This is a genomic window from Paraburkholderia acidipaludis NBRC 101816 (assembly GCF_000684975.1).
In the GTDB taxonomy this organism is placed as follows: domain Bacteria; phylum Pseudomonadota; class Gammaproteobacteria; order Burkholderiales; family Burkholderiaceae; genus Paraburkholderia; species Paraburkholderia acidipaludis.
In genome coordinates this window covers 150,320-165,129 of sequence record NZ_BAXZ01000014.1, presented here as the reverse complement: position 1 = coordinate 165,129, position 14,810 = coordinate 150,320, and the positions used below count along the sequence as shown (strand labels likewise).

15 protein-coding genes are annotated in these 14,810 nt (G+C 67.4%); 6 read left to right on the top strand and 9 right to left on the bottom strand.

Going from position 1 to position 14,810, the window contains the following annotated elements:
• Positions 1–28 precede the first annotated feature (28 nt).
• The 5 genes from BAC01S_RS16885 (at position 29) to BAC01S_RS16865 (ending at position 4,275) form a co-directional block, all read left to right on the top strand.
• Positions 29–331: a HigA family addiction module antitoxin gene (locus BAC01S_RS16885; RefSeq protein ID WP_027795834.1), complete on the top strand. Its 303-nt coding sequence runs from the start codon at positions 29–31 to the stop codon at positions 329–331.
• A gap of 95 nt (positions 332–426) precedes the next feature.
• A complete protein-coding gene (gene tyrS / locus BAC01S_RS16880) occupies positions 427–1,680 on the top strand; it encodes a tyrosine--tRNA ligase (RefSeq protein ID WP_027795833.1) in 1,254 nt (417 codons plus the stop codon).
• Positions 1,680–2,138, top strand: a complete 459-nt coding sequence (dtd, locus tag BAC01S_RS16875; RefSeq protein WP_027795832.1) for a D-aminoacyl-tRNA deacylase — start codon at positions 1,680–1,682, stop codon at positions 2,136–2,138. Before tyrS ends, dtd begins: the two co-directional genes overlap by 1 nt.
• Positions 2,139–2,168: 30 nt before the next feature.
• On the top strand, positions 2,169–2,852 hold the full coding sequence (locus BAC01S_RS16870) for a histidine phosphatase family protein (RefSeq protein ID WP_027795831.1): 684 nt from the start codon (positions 2,169–2,171) through the stop codon (positions 2,850–2,852).
• A 280-nt stretch (positions 2,853–3,132) separates the two neighbouring features.
• On the top strand, positions 3,133–4,275 hold the full coding sequence (locus tag BAC01S_RS16865; protein ID WP_027795830.1) for a branched-chain amino acid ABC transporter substrate-binding protein: 1,143 nt from the start codon (positions 3,133–3,135) through the stop codon (positions 4,273–4,275).
• Between the two features lie 99 nt (positions 4,276–4,374).
• Here the strand turns inward: BAC01S_RS16865 and BAC01S_RS16860 are convergent, their stop codons facing one another.
• The 9 genes from BAC01S_RS16860 to BAC01S_RS31580 all read right to left on the bottom strand — a co-directional run bounded on the left by BAC01S_RS16860 (position 4,375) and on the right by BAC01S_RS31580 (position 13,922).
• Entirely contained in the window at positions 4,375–5,319 is a 945-nt protein-coding gene (locus BAC01S_RS16860) for an oxygenase MpaB family protein (RefSeq protein WP_027795829.1), read from the bottom strand.
• A 31-nt stretch (positions 5,320–5,350) separates the two neighbouring features.
• The gene (ruvB, locus tag BAC01S_RS16855; protein ID WP_027795828.1) at positions 5,351–6,427 is read right to left on the bottom strand and encodes a Holliday junction branch migration DNA helicase RuvB; all 1,077 of its coding nucleotides are present in this window, start codon (positions 6,425–6,427) and stop codon (positions 5,351–5,353) included.
• Positions 6,428–6,528: 101 nt separating this feature from the next.
• Entirely contained in the window at positions 6,529–7,110 is a 582-nt protein-coding gene (gene ruvA, locus BAC01S_RS16850; RefSeq protein ID WP_027795827.1) for a Holliday junction branch migration protein RuvA, read from the bottom strand.
• Between the two features lie 112 nt (positions 7,111–7,222).
• Positions 7,223–7,765 (bottom strand): crossover junction endodeoxyribonuclease RuvC, encoded by a 543-nt coding sequence (gene ruvC / locus BAC01S_RS16845; RefSeq protein WP_027795826.1) that lies wholly within the window; start codon positions 7,763–7,765, stop codon positions 7,223–7,225.
• A 157-nt stretch (positions 7,766–7,922) separates the two neighbouring features.
• Positions 7,923–9,488 carry a bifunctional phosphoribosylaminoimidazolecarboxamide formyltransferase/IMP cyclohydrolase gene (gene purH, locus BAC01S_RS16840; RefSeq protein WP_027795825.1) on the bottom strand — a complete coding sequence of 522 codons (1,566 nt, stop codon included), beginning with the start codon at positions 9,486–9,488 and terminating at the stop codon, positions 7,923–7,925.
• A gap of 58 nt (positions 9,489–9,546) precedes the next feature.
• A complete protein-coding gene (locus BAC01S_RS16835; protein ID WP_027795824.1) occupies positions 9,547–9,780 on the bottom strand; it encodes a Fis family transcriptional regulator in 234 nt (77 codons plus the stop codon).
• Positions 9,777–10,856: a tRNA dihydrouridine synthase DusB gene (dusB, locus tag BAC01S_RS16830; protein ID WP_027795823.1), complete on the bottom strand. Its 1,080-nt coding sequence runs from the start codon at positions 10,854–10,856 to the stop codon at positions 9,777–9,779. The genes BAC01S_RS16835 and dusB overlap by 4 nt, the downstream gene beginning before the upstream one ends.
• A 254-nt stretch (positions 10,857–11,110) precedes the next feature.
• Complete coding sequence (locus BAC01S_RS16825) at positions 11,111–12,400, bottom strand: UbiH/UbiF/VisC/COQ6 family ubiquinone biosynthesis hydroxylase (RefSeq protein ID WP_027795822.1); 1,290 nt, start codon at positions 12,398–12,400, stop codon at positions 11,111–11,113.
• A 43-nt stretch (positions 12,401–12,443) separates the two neighbouring features.
• The gene (locus tag BAC01S_RS31580) at positions 12,444–13,922 is read right to left on the bottom strand and encodes an aminopeptidase P N-terminal domain-containing protein (RefSeq protein WP_084168619.1); all 1,479 of its coding nucleotides are present in this window, start codon (positions 13,920–13,922) and stop codon (positions 12,444–12,446) included.
• Between the two features lie 208 nt (positions 13,923–14,130).
• Here BAC01S_RS31580 and BAC01S_RS16815 point away from each other — a divergent pair, with 208 nt between their 5' ends.
• The gene (locus BAC01S_RS16815) at positions 14,131–14,742 is read left to right on the top strand and encodes a glutathione S-transferase C-terminal domain-containing protein (protein ID WP_027795821.1); all 612 of its coding nucleotides are present in this window, start codon (positions 14,131–14,133) and stop codon (positions 14,740–14,742) included.
• Positions 14,743–14,810 lie beyond the last annotated feature (68 nt).

The following is a 14,810-nucleotide window of genomic DNA, read 5'->3' as shown; positions in this document are numbered from 1 at the left end:
TCACTGAGGCACCTCGAAGATGAGCGACATGATACGCATGCACAACCCGCCCCATCCCGGAGAAGCGTTGCGGGACGACATTCTTCCCGAACTGGGTCTCACCGTGACCGAGGCCGCCGCCCAGCTCGGCGTCACGCGTGCCGCGCTCTCGCGCGTGCTGAACGGCCGCGCCGGGATTTCGCCCGAAATGGCGTTGCGGCTCGAGGCGTGGCTTGGCGAAGAAAACGGCGGCCGGGCCGATTTGTGGCTCGCCCAGCAGGCGGCGTACGACCTCTGGCAGGCGCGCGCTCGCGGTGCGCCGCGCGTTGAACGCGTCGTGGCCCGTTCGTGAGCCAGCCGGTTTGCGGCGCCACGATCAGGCAAACTTCGGTGCGGCGAGTCGAATCACGTAAAATTGCGGACTAAACCGAACTTTATGATCGAAGCATGAGCACCGATTCCACCCAATCCCGCAGCGCTCCCAGCGTCTTCCCGGTCACCGACGAAGTTCGGCACGCGCTCGCTGTCACGAAGCGCGGCGTCGACGAACTGCTGATCGAAGAAGAATTCCAGCAGAAGCTCGCGAAGAGCGCCGCAACGGGCAAGCCCCTGCGCATCAAGCTTGGCCTCGATCCGACCGCGCCCGACATCCATATCGGCCACACGGTCGTGCTCAACAAGATGCGCCAGCTTCAGGATCTCGGCCACACCGTGATCTTCCTGATCGGCGACTTCACCTCGCTGATCGGCGATCCGTCGGGCCGCAACGCCACGCGTCCGCCGCTCACGCGCGAGCAGATCGAGTCGAACGCGAAGACGTACTTCGAGCAGGCGGCGCTCGTGCTCGACCGCGAGAAGACCGAGATCCGCTACAACAGCGAATGGTCGATGCCGCTCGGCGCCGACGGCATGATCAAGCTCGCATCGCGCTACACGGTCGCGCGCATTCTCGAGCGCGAGGACTTCACCAAGCGCTTCCAGGGCGGCGTGCCGATTTCGATCCACGAATTCCTCTACCCGCTGATGCAGGGTTACGACTCGGTCGCGCTCAATGCCGACCTCGAACTCGGCGGCACGGACCAGAAGTTCAACCTGCTCGTGGGCCGCGAGCTGCAGAAGCAGTACGGCCAGGAGCAGCAGTGCATACTCACGATGCCGCTGCTGGAAGGGCTCGACGGCGTCGAGAAGATGTCGAAGTCGAAGAACAACTACATCGGCATCAGCGAGAAGCCCAACGACATGTTCGGCAAGCTGATGAGCATCTCCGACGTGCTGATGTGGCGTTACTTCGAGCTCCTGTCGTTCCGTCCGATGGCCGAGATCGAGGGCTTCCGGAAGGAAGCCGAGGCGGGACGCAATCCGCGCGACTTCAAGGTGCTGCTCGCTCAGGAAATCGTTGCGCGCTTTCATTCGCAGGCGGACGCCGAGCACGCGCTCGACGACTTCAATCACCGCGCCAAAGGCGGTGTGCCGGACGATATTCCCGCGGTCACGCTCACGGGCGCGCCGCTCGCGATCGGCCAGTTGCTCAAGCAGGCCGGCCTCGTGCCGTCCACGAGCGAGGCGCTGCGCAACATCGAGCAGGGCGGTGTGAAGATCGACGGCACGACCGTGTCCGACAAGGGCCTGAAGATCGAGGCCGGCGACTTCGTCGTGCAGGTCGGCAAGCGCCGCTTCGCGCGCGTGACGCTCACGGCCTGATGATCGCCCTGATTCAGCGTGTGCGCCGCGCCGAAGTGCGCGTGGACGACCGCGTGACCGGTGCGATCGGCCAGGGGCTGCTCGCGCTCGTCTGCGCCGAGCGCGGCGATACCGACGCCAACGCGGACAAGCTGCTCGCGAAGCTGCTGGGCTACCGCGTGTTCAGCGACGCGGCGGGGAAGATGAACCTGCCGGTGCAGAATATCGACGGCAACGGCGCGGCGGGCGGTCTCCTGCTCGTTTCGCAGTTCACGCTGGCCGCCGACACCAACAGCGGTTTGCGTCCGAGCTTCACGCCCGCGGCGCCGCCCGACGAGGGCCGCCGGCTCTTCGATTACTTCGTCACGGCAGCGCGCGCGAAGCATCCACACGTCGAGACCGGCGAGTTCGGCGCGGACATGCAGGTGTCGCTCGTCAACGACGGCCCGGTGACGTTCTGGCTGCAAGTGCGCAACTGACTGATTCCCCGTGAGACTTCGCGCCGCTCCATGACTACGCAAATCCTCTTTATCCGCCACGGTGAAACGGCCTGGAACCGCATCAAGCGCATCCAGGGCCACATCGACATTCCGCTGGCCGAAAGCGGCATCGAGCAGGCGCAGCAACTCGGGCGCCGTCTCGCCGCGGCGGCGCAGGCAGGTTCGCGTCTCGATGCGATCTGGTCCAGCGACCTGTTGCGCGCGCAACAGACTGCGCAACCGGTGTCCGAAGCCCTGCATTTGCCGGTGCAGCTCGCGCCGGGCCTGCGCGAGCGTCATTACGGCGCGTTCCAGGGACATGACAGCGACGAAATCGCCGAGCGTTTTCCGGACGAATATGCTCATTGGCAAACACGCGATCCCGGCTTCACGCCGCCCGAGGGCGAATCGCAGCGCGCGTTCTATCATCGCGTGCTGCATGCGCTGGAGCCGCTGATCGCGATGCATCCCGGCGGCCGCATCGCGGTGGTCACGCACGGCGGCGTGCTCGATTGCGTCTACCGTTTCGCCAGGGGCCTCGCGCTCGATGCGCCGCGCAACTGGCCGCTCCTCAATACGAGCATGAACCTCGTCGATTTCGAGAGCGACGGCTATGTCACGCAGGCCAGTATCGCGGAGTGGGGCGACGTCGCACATCTGGGCGGCGTGAGCGCCGACGACGGTTTCAAGCGCGCAGCCGAACCCGGCCGCTGACGCGCTACGCCATTGACGGCCAGGGAGACCGATTTTCGCTGTGCCGTCAACCCCTCTTACCGCCTTCTTACGCTCCCTTTCCAATCGCTATCCCGAATAGCGGGCTGGCTGTTACCATTCCTCCGACCTTTGCGCCGCGCCGGCCATGGGGCTTGCGCGCCGTATTTTCCGCGGCGCTCGAGACCGGCCGCGCGTTGAAGAGGACGCGCGCGTGCTGCGCCTCGCGCGGGCCAAGGCGGTAGACGAAAGGTAATTCCCGGAAAACAAGCAGGAGATTCGAATGACGTTCAAGCTTCACATGCTGGCGGTCAGCGCCGCCGTCGTTGCGTTCGCAGCGATGTCCGCCAACGCTTCGGCCGACGAGATCGTCAAGATCGGCCACGTCGGTCCGCTCACGGGCGGCTCGGCTCACCTCGGCAAGGACAACGAGAACGGCGCGCGCCTCGCCATCGAGGAAATCAACGCGAAGGGCCTCGTCATCAACGGCCAGAAGGTCACGCTGCAGCTCGACGGCCAGGACGACGCCGCCGACCCGCGCCAGGCGACCCAGGTTGCGCAGAAGCTGGTGGACGACAAGGTCGTGGCCGTGATCGGCCACCTGAACTCGGGCGCCTCGATCCCGGCGTCGAAGATCTACAGCGACGCGGGCATCGTGCAGATCTCGCCGTCGTCCACGAACCCCGCTTATACGCAGCAGGGCTTCAAGACGACCTTCCGCGTCGTCGCCACCGACGCGCAGCAGGGTCCGGCACTGGCCGACTACGCAGCGAAGACGCTGAACGTGAAGAGCGTCGCCGTCGTCGACGATTCGACGGCCTACGGCCAGGGTCTCGCGAACGAGTTCGAGAAGACCGCGAAGTCGCTCGGCCTGAAGGTGCTGTCGCACGACGCGACCAACGACAAGGCTGTCGATTTCCGCGCGATTCTCACAAAGATCAAGGGCGAGAACCCCGACGCGATCATGTACGGCGGCATGGACGCCACCGGCGGCCCGTTCGCGAAGCAGGCGAAGCAACTGGGCCTGCGCGCGAAGATCCTCGCGGGCGACGGCGTCTGCACGGAAAGCCTCGCGCAGCTCGCGGGCCCGGCGGCCGACAACATCGTGTGCTCGCAGGCCGGCATGGCGGTCGAGCGCATGAACGGCGGCGCGGCGTTTGCGGCGAAGTACGAGAAGCGCTTCGGCCATCCGATCGAATTCGACGCACCGTTCACGTATGACGCCGTGTACATCGTCGTCGACGCGATGAAGCGCGCGAACTCGATCGATCCGGCGAAGATCCTGGCCGAAATCCCGACCACCGACTACAAGGGTGTGATTGGCGAGACGAGCTTCGATTCGAAGGGCGACCTCAAGCACGGCGTGATTTCGCTGTATGACTACAAGGCCGGCAAGAAGACGCTGCTCGACGTGGTGAAGATGTAAGACGCGGTACGCGCTGCACGTCAGACGACGTGCGCGAAGCGGCCAGCCGGCATTCGCGGGCTGGCCGTTTTTTTTGCCCGTCGTCGTCCGTCGTGCGGGTCAGCGAGGCTGCGCGGCCGCGCGCCGCCGCGCACGTTTCGATACGCCGTTGACGAGCGCCCAGCGCAGCACCGGCGCGACCGTGCGCATGCCCGGCTGCACGAGCGCGCGGCGCACGCGCGCGAAGCTGTCGAAGCCGAGCAGCTGCAGCGCGAACGGCGGCAGCAGGTCGATGCCGGCCTGACGCATCAGCGCGCCCGCGGGCCGCATGGCCGGGCGCGGCGCAGGCGCGTTCATCAGCACGCGCACGACTTCGCGCGTGCGCTCGCTCGCAACGAGCTCCGCTTGCATGGACTGCAGATAAGCCGCGACTTCGGCGCGCGAAGCCGGCACGGCGGTTGCACCCAGGAGCCGCGCGATGGTCGAGGTCTCCGCGTAGTACTGATCCTGGGCGGCACCGGGCAGCAAGGGGTTCACATAGCGCAGGTGCGCCGTGAGGAAGCTGGAGACCTCCGCGACATGGACCCACGTGAGCAGCGCCGGATCGCTCGCCCGATACGGGCGCCCGTCGGGCGCGGTGCCGGTCACGCTCTCGTGAATCTTTTTCACCCGCTCGATCAGCGCGAGCGCGTCGGCGCGGCTGCCGTAGGTCGTGCCCGCAATGAAAGTCGCCGTGCGGCGCAGGCGCCCCAGGATATCGCTGCGAAACGTGGAGTGATCCCATACGCCGGCCAGCGCCAGCGGGTGCAGCGCTTGCAGCAGCAGCGCGCTGATGCCGCCCGCCATCATCGAGGCGAAGTCGGCGTGCACGGTCCAGCAGACGGCTTCGGGGCCGAAGAGACCGGGATCGCCGGGCGGCGAAGAGTAATCGAGCTTCGGGCCGCTGCCCGTGGTCAGATGCGTGACGCTTTCGGCCAGCGCCATGCGCACGCGTTGCTTGAGTTGCGCGGCGAGCCCGGTGGGCTCGGGGGTGTCGTGGCGGCGGCCTGCGTGTTGCTCGGACATCGTTTGTGCTCGCGTGACGGCCTAGCGCACATCAGGACGCGTTCGGGTCCCAGAGGCCGCCCGAAGCCGCCGAGTCCGGCGCGGCAAGCCCGAAGTGCCGGTAGGTCAGCAGCGTCGCCACGCGTCCGCGCGGCGTGCGCTGCAGATAGCCCTGCTGGATCAGGTACGGTTCCAGCACGTCTTCGATCGTGTCGCGCTCCTCGCCGATCGCGGCGGCGAGGTTGTCGACGCCCACCGGGCCGCCGTCGAACTTGTGCAGGATCGCTTCGAGCAGCTTGCGGTCCATGAGGTCGAAGCCCACGGGATCGACGTCGAGCATCTTGAGCGCGGCGTCGGCGACGGGTGCGGTGATCGCGCCGTCGGCCTTCACTTCAGCGTAGTCGCGCACGCGCCGCAGCAGGCGGTTGGCGATACGCGGCGTGCCGCGCGAGCGCCGCGCGATTTCGAGCGCGCCGTCGGGATGAATGTGCGCGCCGAGTAGCGAGGCCGAGCGCTGCACGATGCGCGAGAGCTCCTGTGCGTTGTAGAACTCGAGCCGCGAGACGATGCCGAAGCGGTCGCGCAGCGGGTTCGTCAGCATGCCCGCGCGCGTGGTCGCGCCGACGAGCGTGAACGGCTGCAGATCGAGCTTCACGCTGCGCGCGGCGGGGCCTTCGCCGATCATGATGTCGATCTGGTAGTCCTCCAGCGCCGGATACAGGATTTCCTCGACGACGGGCGAGAGCCGGTGAATCTCGTCGATGAACAGCACGTCGTTGGGTTCGAGGTTCGTGAGCAGCGCCGCGAGGTCGCCCGCGCGCTCCAGCACCGGCCCCGAGGTCTGCCGCAGATTGACCCCCATTTCGCGCGCGATGATGTGCGCGAGCGTGGTCTTGCCGAGGCCCGGCGGCCCGAACAGCAGTACGTGATCGAGCGGCTCCGAGCGGCGCTTCGCGGCCTCGATGAAAATCTCGAGCTGGCCGCGCACCTTCTCCTGGCCCACGTATTCGTCGAGCTGGCGCGGACGCAGCGCGCGCTCGAACACCTCCTCGTTGGGCGAGGCCGGCGTGGCAGCGATCACGCGTTCCGCGCCGGCGCGGTTGGCGGCGAGTTTGTCGGTTTCGATCATGCAGCGATTGTACCGCGCAAGGCCCGCGCGGGCGGGGCGGCTTCGGCCAAAGCGCTGCTAGTGCAACTAACCGCCGGAGGCTGCTTTCGAGCGCCTTTGCGTCAGGCCTTCGAGAGCACTTTCAGCGACAGTTTGATGCCCTCGGAGACGCCGGTGCCGGCCGGCACGTTCTTGATGGCGGCGAGCGCTTCCTTCTCGGAATAGCCGAGCGCGAGCAGCGCGTTGAGGATGTCGTTGGCGTGATCGGACGGCGAGGCGGCCGCGGCCATCGCGCCCAGATCGGCGCCAAGCTTGCCCTTGAGTTCGAGCAGCAGGCGCTCGGCGGTTTTCTTGCCGATGCCCGGCACGCGGGTGAGACGCGCGGCGTCTTGCAGCGTGACGGCCTGGGACAGTTCGTGCACGCTCATGCCCGACAGCACGGCGAGCGCCATGCGCGCGCCGATGCCGCTGATCTTGAGCAACTCGCGAAACGTGGCGCGCTCCTGCTGCGTGCCGAAGCCGTAGAGCAGATGGGCGTCCTCGCGCACGATCGTCTGCGTGAGCAGCACGACTTTTTCGCCGGTGCCGGGCAGGTTGTAGAACGTGCTCATGGGCACGTCGATTTCGTAGCCCACGCCGTTGCAGTCGACGAGCAGGTGCGGCGGATTTTTTTCCAGCAGGACGCCGGCGATGCGACCGATCATGACGGATTCAGTGAGGAGGGAAAGCGTGAGTGTAGCGGAGCGCGGGGCCCGCCGGCACAGCTAAAGCGGACGAAGGCGGATGTTGGCCGCAAGGCCAGGAGGGCAAGGGAGACTACCCGATCAGCCGCCCGCGCCGCACCCGCATGCCCTTCTTCGCGAGCGTGGGCGCGAGCCCGCCGAGCGCGGTGAGCGTATCGCTGCCGTGGGCGTGACAGATGGCCATGCCGAGCGCGTCGGCGGCATCGGTGCCGGGCATGCCCGTGAGGCTCAACAGACGCACCACCATCTGCTGCATCTGCTCCTTGGTGGCGCGGCCATAACCCACTACGGCCTGCTTCAGTTGCAGCGCCGTGTATTCGGCCACCGGCACGCCGCCCGAAACGAGCCCGCAGATGGCCGCGCCGCGCGCCTGCCCGAGCAGCAGTGTCGACTGCGGATTGACGTTGACGAACACCTTTTCGATCGCGGCCTGATCGGGCGCGTGCTGGCGGATCAGCGTGGAGACGCCTTCGTAGATCGTGCCGAGGCGCGTGGGCAGGTCGGCGTCGCCCGTGCGGATCACGCCGCTCGCGACGTAGGTGAGCTGATGGCCGTGCCGCTCGATCACGCCGAAGCCGGTAACGCGCAAGCCTGGGTCGATGCCGATGATTCTCATGAAGGGCGGGGAAAACGGATGTGCCTGCGATGTTACAACGAACGGGCCGCCGCCCGCGAGCGGGCGAGGCGAGCAAAAAGGCCCGCGGGATGCACTCCGGCGGGCCTTGAGGAGCATCCTGCACGCCACCGGAAGGCGGCGCGCGGTGCGCGAGTGTTTAGTGACGGAAGTGGCGGATGCCCGTCACCACCATGGCGATGTTGTGTTCGTCGGCGGCGGCGATCACTTCGTCGTCGCGCATCGAGCCGCCCGGCTGGATCACGCAGGTCGCGCCCGCGTTCACCACCACGTCGAGGCCGTCGCGGAACGGGAAGAACGCGTCCGACGCCACGGCCGTGCCCGCGAGCTTGAGGCCCGCATTTTCGGCCTTGATGCTCGCAATGCGCGCCGAGTCCACGCGGCTCATCTGGCCCGCGCCCACGCCCATCGTCATGCCGTTCGCGCAGAACACGATGGCGTTGGACTTCACGAACTTCGCGACGCGCCAGGCGAACAGCAGGTCGTCCATTTCCTTGGGAGTGGGGTGGCGCTTCGTCACCACGCGCAGCTCGTGCGGCTGCACGTTCTTCGAATCGAGCGACTGCACGAGCAGGCCGCCGCCCACGCGCTTCAGATCGAACGCGTTATGGCCTTCGCCCAAAGCGATCTCGAGCAGACGCACGTTCTGCTTGGCGGAGAACACGCCCTTCGCGGCAGCCGAGAACGACGGCGCGATCAGCACTTCGACGAACTGCTTCGACACGGCCTGCGCCGCGGCTTCGTCCACTTCGCGGTTGAACGCGATGATGCCGCCGAACGCCGAGGTCGGGTCGGTCTGGAACGCCTTCGAGTAGGCCTCGTGCGCATCGGCGCCCACGGCTACGCCGCACGGGTTCGCGTGCTTGATGATCACGCAGGCGGGCGCGTCGAAGGTCTTCACGCATTCCCACGCCGCGTCCGAGTCGGCGATGTTGTTGTACGAGAGTTCCTTGCCCTGCAGTTGCGTGTAGTTCGCCAGCGCGCCGGCCGGGGTGGCCAGGTCGCGGTAGAACGCGGCGGTCTGGTGCGGGTTCTCGCCGTAGCGCAGGTCCTGCACCTTGTCGAAGGCGAGGTTCAGCGTGGCGGGGTAGGTGTTGCGCGACTTGTGTTCGAGCTCGCCGGTGAGGCTCGTGAGGTAGTTCGTGATCGCGCCGTCGTACTGGGCGGTGTGCGCGAACACCTTGGTCGCGAGGCGGAAGTTCGTGCCGTAGCTCACGCTGTTGCCGTTCGCGCGCATTTCTTCGAGCACGGTCGCGTAGTCGGCCGGGTCGACGATCACGGTCACGTCGCGATGGTTCTTCGCCGCCGAGCGCAGCATGGTCGGGCCGCCGATGTCGATGTTCTCGATCGCCTCTTCCAGCGTGCACTCGCTCTTCGAAATCGTCTGGACGAACGGGTACAGGTTCACCACCAGCAGGTCGATGGTGGGGATGTCGTGCTTCTCGAGCGCGGCCATGTGCTCGGGCAGGTCGCGGCGCGCGAGAATGCCGCCGTGCACCTTCGGATGCAGCGTTTTCACGCGCCCGTCGAGCATTTCCGGAAAGCCGGTGTAGTCGGCGACTTCGGTGACGGGAAGGCCTGCTTCCGCGAGCAGTTTCGCGGTGCCGCCGGTCGAGAGGAGCTTGACGCCGAGCGAGGAGAGCGATTTCGCGAAGTCGACGATGCCCGACTTGTCGGAAACGGAGATGAGCGCTTGCTGGATCATGATGGGGAAGGGAGCCGAAGAGATCGAGGAGGCCGCGCCAGAGGCTCGAAAGCCGGCCCTACAGCAGGCCGTGCTGCTGGAGCTTCTTGCGCAGCGTGTTGCGGTTGATGCCGAGATACTCGGCGGCCAGCGACTGGTTGCCGCCGGCTTGCTCGAGCACCACCTCGAGCATCGGTTTTTCGACGATCGAAATCACCATTTCATAAACGTCGTGCGGATTGGAGCCGTCGAGATCCTGGAAGTAGATGCCCAGACTCTCGCGGACGCATTGTTCGATGTTGTGCTTGCTCATGCTGCCAGTCGATCGGTTGTTTCGCCTTCGCCGTCGCGGCCTTTTGGGCCGCTTTCGTTGCTTTCGTCCTCGTAGACGAGGCGCTCCGAGCGCGCTCTCTGTTCGTCGAAGAACTGGTTGACGGCGAGGAGCTGTTCGCGTGTGGTGTCCAGCGTGTTCATGCGGTGCCGGAACGTATTGGCGCCGCAAAGGCCGCGAGTGTACCAGCCGATATGCTTGCGCGCAGTACGCACACCCGTAAATTCCCCGTAAAACGCGTAATGGTCTTCGAGATGCTCGTTCATGATCGACTGGATTTCGTCGACGCGCGGCGGCGGCAGCAGCTCGCCCGTGGCGATGAAATGTTCGATCTCCCGAAAGAGCCACGGACGCCCCTGCGCCGCGCGGCCGATCATGATCGCGTCGGCACCGGTGAGGGTGAGCACGTGGCGTGCCTTCTGCGGCGAGGCGATGTCGCCGTTGGCCACCACCGGAATGCGCGCGGCGGCTTTCACCGCGGCAATCGTTTCGTACTCCGCTTCGCCGTGGTAGAGATCCGCGCGCGTGCGGCCGTGCACGGTCAGCATGGATATGCCGCAGTCCTCTGCGATGCGCGCAACGCTCAGCGCATTGCGGTTCTGGCGGTCCCAGCCCGTGCGGATCTTCAGCGTAACGGGCACCGCGTCGGGGCCCACGCCCACGGCGTCCACCACGGCCTTCACGATGCGCGCGACGAGCGGCTCGTTCTGCAGCAGCGCGGAGCCTGCCGCCACGTTGCACACCTTCTTGGCCGGGCAGCCCATGTTGATGTCGATGATCTGCGCGCCGTTCGCCACGTTGTAGCGCGCGGCTTCGGCCATCATCGCCGGATCGGCGCCGGCGATCTGCACGGCGATGGGCTCGACCTCGCCCGCGTGATTCGCGCGGCGCTGGGTCTTTTCGCTTTTCCAGAGCTGGGCGTTCGAAGCCACCATCTCCGAGACCGCGTAGCCCGCCCCGAGGCGCTTGCACAGCTGGCGGAACGGCCGGTCCGTGACCCCGGCCATGGGGGCGACGAACAGGTTGTTGCGCAGGATGTGACGGCCGATGGTAAGCATGACGCCCGGAAAACACCGCCGCCGCGATGCGTCCCGAAAATCTCGGCAACACCGGCGCGGCTACGGCTGGAAAAAGGGGAAACGCATATTTTAGCGTAAGCGAGATGCGCGGTCGCGCCGCGCGGCGCCGAAACCTTGCCGCGAAGCGCCGTGCAACGCCGCTATAACGACATCGCCGCAGATTTCTTGAAAGGCGTCTTGAAAAGCGATTCGACCCTCTACGGAAGGGGCGAGAGGGAGCGAACCGTAGCGTGTCAGATCCGCTGGCCGAACATCATCTGCCGGGCGAGCGCCTTCTTGATGGGCGGCACGAATTCGAGCGCCGTGAGCGCGAGCCCGCGCAGCGCGGCGAGCGGAGCGACGTCCACGGTGAAGAGCCGGGCGAGGGTGTCCGTCGCGCCTATCGTCATGCGCCGGTCGAAGGCGCGGCGGCCCGCGAAGTCGGCCAGCGCGAGCGGCGTCGCGCCGTGCTGGGCGAGCGAGTCGGCGAGCGCGTGCGCGTCGCGCAGGCCCAGATTGAGCCCTTGGCCCGCGACCGGATGCAGTGTCTGGGCCGCGTTGCCTACCGCCGCGATGCGGCCGTGGCCGGTCACGAGCGCGTCGAGCGCCGAAAGGCCGAGCGGGAACGCCGCGCGTCCGTGGATCTGCGCGAAGCGGCCCATGCGCGAGCCGAACGCGACGCCGAGTTCCGCGAGGAAGTCGGCGTCGGAAAGCTGCGCGCGCCGCGTGCCTTCGTCGGGCGAGCAGCACCAGACGAGCGCGTAGTCCGCGCCGCGCACGCCGCCCATCGGCAGGAGCGCAATCGGGCCTTCGTTCGTGAAGCGTTCCCAGGCGACATGCGGCTGCGGCGCCGATACCGTCACCACGCCGACCAGCGCCGTCTGGCCATAGTCGCGCGTGTGCTTCGTTTCGCCGTTGGCATGTGCGGCGGCTTCTTTCGCCGCGTTTGCGCCGGCGTCGGGATCGCCGTGCGCGGAGCGATCCGAAGGCGGCCGGTAGAGGCCGCCCTCGGCGTTCACGAGGATGCGCGTGCGCAGGCGGCGCTCGGCGCCCGCGTTCACGACGGGCAGCGTCACGCCGTCGTGCTCGACGACGGGATCGAGCGCGTGAGTCCGATGCAGCCAATGCACGGGCGTGCGGCGCACGCCTTGCGCGAGCGACTGGACGATCGAGCCGTAGCGCGCGACATAGCCCAGCGCGGGCAGATCGTAGTCGTGGCGGTCGATCAGCGTGCGGCCGAAGTGGCCGCGCTGCGAGACGTGGATGCGTTCGATGGCGGTGGCGTCGTGCGGCCACGCGAGCGCCTCGAGCAGCGTGCGGCTGCCCTGCGAGACGGCGATGGCGCGCGGGTCGCCGCTGTTGTCCTCGGGCTCGCGCGCATCGATCAGCGCGACCGACAGCGCGGCGGTCGCGCTGCGCCGCGCGAGCCAGCCGGCCAGCGCCATGCCCACCGGCCCGGCGCCGACGATGGTCACGTCGTAGTCGAACGGCGCAATGGCGGTGTCCGTCGGCACGGCCGCGGGAGTCTCGGAAGCTGCGTTCATGGCGATTCTTCGGGTTCGTTCTTGCTCGTCGGGCGCCGGGAGCTCAGGCCTGCCCGCGCGCTTCCTGCATCAGCGCTTCGATTTCGGCGGCCTCGACCGGCACGTCGCGCGTGATCAGTTCGCAGCCCGCCTCGGTCACGATCGCGTCGTCCTCGATGCGGATGCCGATGTCCCAGTAGCGCTCGGGCACGTCTTCGGCCGCGCGCACGTAGAGGCCCGGCTCGACCGTGAGCGTCATGCCGGGGTGCAGCGTGCGCCACGGCGGCGCGGCTTCGCCGGCCGGCGCCATGTGCGCGCCGTTCTGCGGGCCGCGTTCGCGGTAATCGCCCGCATCGTGCACGTCCATGCCGAGCCAGTGGCCCGTGCGGTGCATGTAAAAGCGCGCATAGGCGCGCTCGGCGATTACGTCGTCCACGCTCGCGAACTTCTGGCGGTCCACGATGCCGGTGTCGAGCAGCCCTTGCGCCAACACGCGCACGGCTGCATCGTGCGGCGCCTCGAAGTGCACGCCGGGGCGCGTCGCGTCGATGGCCGCCTGCTGCGCCGCGAGCACGATGTCGTAAAGCTCGCGCTGAGCGCTCGTGTAGCGCCCGCTGGCCGGGAACGTGCGCGTGATGTCGGAGGCATAGCCGTTCAACTCGCACGCCGCGTCGATCAGAATCAGGTCGCCTTCGCGCGCCACCGCGTTGCCGGCCGGGTAGTGCAGCACGCATGCGTTGGCGCCGGCCGCAACGATCGAGCCGTAGGCCGGACCTTGCGCGCCATGCTTGCGGAATGTGTAGAGCAGCTCGGCTTCGATTTCGTACTCGCGCATGCCGGGGCGGCACGCGGCCATGGCGCGACGGTGCGCGAGCGCCGAGATCTTCGCCGCGCGGCGCATCGTGTCGAGTTCATGGGCGTCCTTGATCACGCGCATGTCGTCGAGCAGCGGCAGCAAGTCGTACGCCGCGGCCGGCGCCGTGATGCCGCTGCGTCCCAGCGCCCGCACGGCGTCGACCCAGCCCCTCACCTGGGCGTCGAAGCGCTCCGAAGCGGCCAGCGCGTAATGCAGCGCCGGCCGGTTGGCGATGAGCTGCGGCATGCGCGCATCGAGTTCGTCGCGGGCGAAGGCGGCGTCCATGCCGAATGCTTCGCGCGCCGCTTCCGGACCGAAGCGGAAACCCTCCCACGTCTCGCGCTCGGCATTCTTTGCGCGACAAAACAGGATGGACGAGGGCTGGTTGTCGCTCGCATTCGCGTCGAGCACGAGCAGCGCTTCCGGCTCCGTGAAGCCGGTCAGGTAATAGAAGTAGCTGTCGTGGCGATACGGGTAGTCGGCGTCGCGGTTGCGCAGCGCTTCGGGCGCCGTGGGCACGATCGCAATGCCGCCGCCGCGCGCGCGCATGGCGGCGAGCACGCGTTCGCGGCGCGCCCGGTAGAGCGCCGCGCCGCCGTCGGGGCCGCGCGGCGTGTCGGCGGCGGATTGATCGGGGAGCGGGGTGGCCGCCGGGGTCGCCGAAGCATGCGTGAGGGTCGTGTCCATCGTGCGATTGTAGCGCTCCCCCAGGCAATGCCGCTCGGGTGTCCGCGCCGGCGATGCGCACTCGCCGCACAACAACGGCCGATCGATGGCCGATGTTGCATCCGTCCCACAATCGTTATCGCATAAATCGGGCCGGTCGCCGGGGACGCCGTCAGAACAGCGTCAATCCAACGTATACTTCGGCCGGATTCCAGAAAAGGCAGGTGCGATGAAACTTATCGGTTCGCTCGGCAGCCCGTACGTCCGCAAGGCGCGGATCGTGCTCGCCGAGAAGAAAATCGACTACAAGCTGGTGCTCGAAAACGTGTGGGGCGAGGAAACGGCGATCCACGACTACACCCCGCTCGGCAAGGTGCCGTGTCTCGTGATGGACGACGGCGAGGCGGTGTTCGACTCGCGCGTGATCTGCGAATACGTCGACACGCTTTCGCCGGTGGGCAAGCTGATTCCGCCGTCGGGGCGCGAACGCGTGGAGGTGCGCTGCTGGGAGGCGCTTGCCGACGGCATTCTCGACGCGCTCGTGGCGATCCGCCTCGAAGGCACGCTGCGCACGCCCGAGCAGCGCAGCGAAGCCTGGATCGAGCGCCAGCGGCGCAAGGTCGATGCGGGCCTGAACGCGCTGGCCAAGGGCCTCGCGGGCAATACGTGGTGCGCGGGCAACCGCTACACGCTGGCCGATATCGCGGTGGGCTGTGCGCTCGGCTATCTCGACTTCCGCACGCCCGATCTGAACTGGCGCGATCCGCATCCGAACCTCGCGCGCCACTTCGAGAAGCTCTCGCAGCGGCAGTCGTTCGTGGACACCTTTCCGCAGAACTGACGCCTGGAGTGAGAAACGGCGGCATCGGGCCGCCGTTCCTCACTCTACTTCGCTGCGCTCTGCCGCAC

What these genes read in the sequence shown, in the direction of transcription:
- tyrS (WP_027795833.1), top strand. Translation starts at nt 427, where the DNA reads ATGAGCACCGATTCCACCCAATCCCGCAGCGCTCCCAGCGTCTTCCCG.
- BAC01S_RS16865 (WP_027795830.1), top strand. Translation starts at nt 3,133, where the DNA reads ATGACGTTCAAGCTTCACATGCTGGCGGTCAGCGCCGCCGTCGTTGCG.
- BAC01S_RS16860 (WP_027795829.1), bottom strand. Translation starts at nt 5,319, where the DNA reads ATGTCCGAGCAACACGCAGGCCGCCGCCACGACACCCCCGAGCCCACC.
- BAC01S_RS16885 (WP_027795834.1), top strand. Translation starts at nt 29, where the DNA reads ATGATACGCATGCACAACCCGCCCCATCCCGGAGAAGCGTTGCGGGAC.
- dtd (WP_027795832.1), top strand. Translation starts at nt 1,680, where the DNA reads ATGATCGCCCTGATTCAGCGTGTGCGCCGCGCCGAAGTGCGCGTGGAC.
- dusB (WP_027795823.1), bottom strand. Translation starts at nt 10,856, where the DNA reads ATGCTTACCATCGGCCGTCACATCCTGCGCAACAACCTGTTCGTCGCC.
- BAC01S_RS16870 (WP_027795831.1), top strand. Translation starts at nt 2,169, where the DNA reads ATGACTACGCAAATCCTCTTTATCCGCCACGGTGAAACGGCCTGGAAC.
- BAC01S_RS31580 (WP_084168619.1), bottom strand. Translation starts at nt 13,922, where the DNA reads ATGGACACGACCCTCACGCATGCTTCGGCGACCCCGGCGGCCACCCCG.
- ruvA (WP_027795827.1), bottom strand. Translation starts at nt 7,110, where the DNA reads ATGATCGGTCGCATCGCCGGCGTCCTGCTGGAAAAAAATCCGCCGCAC.
- ruvC (WP_027795826.1), bottom strand. Translation starts at nt 7,765, where the DNA reads ATGAGAATCATCGGCATCGACCCAGGCTTGCGCGTTACCGGCTTCGGC.
- BAC01S_RS16815 (WP_027795821.1), top strand. Translation starts at nt 14,131, where the DNA reads ATGAAACTTATCGGTTCGCTCGGCAGCCCGTACGTCCGCAAGGCGCGG.
- BAC01S_RS16825 (WP_027795822.1), bottom strand. Translation starts at nt 12,400, where the DNA reads ATGAACGCAGCTTCCGAGACTCCCGCGGCCGTGCCGACGGACACCGCC.
- ruvB (WP_027795828.1), bottom strand. Translation starts at nt 6,427, where the DNA reads ATGATCGAAACCGACAAACTCGCCGCCAACCGCGCCGGCGCGGAACGC.
- BAC01S_RS16835 (WP_027795824.1), bottom strand. Translation starts at nt 9,780, where the DNA reads ATGAGCAAGCACAACATCGAACAATGCGTCCGCGAGAGTCTGGGCATC.
- purH (WP_027795825.1), bottom strand. Translation starts at nt 9,488, where the DNA reads ATGATCCAGCAAGCGCTCATCTCCGTTTCCGACAAGTCGGGCATCGTC.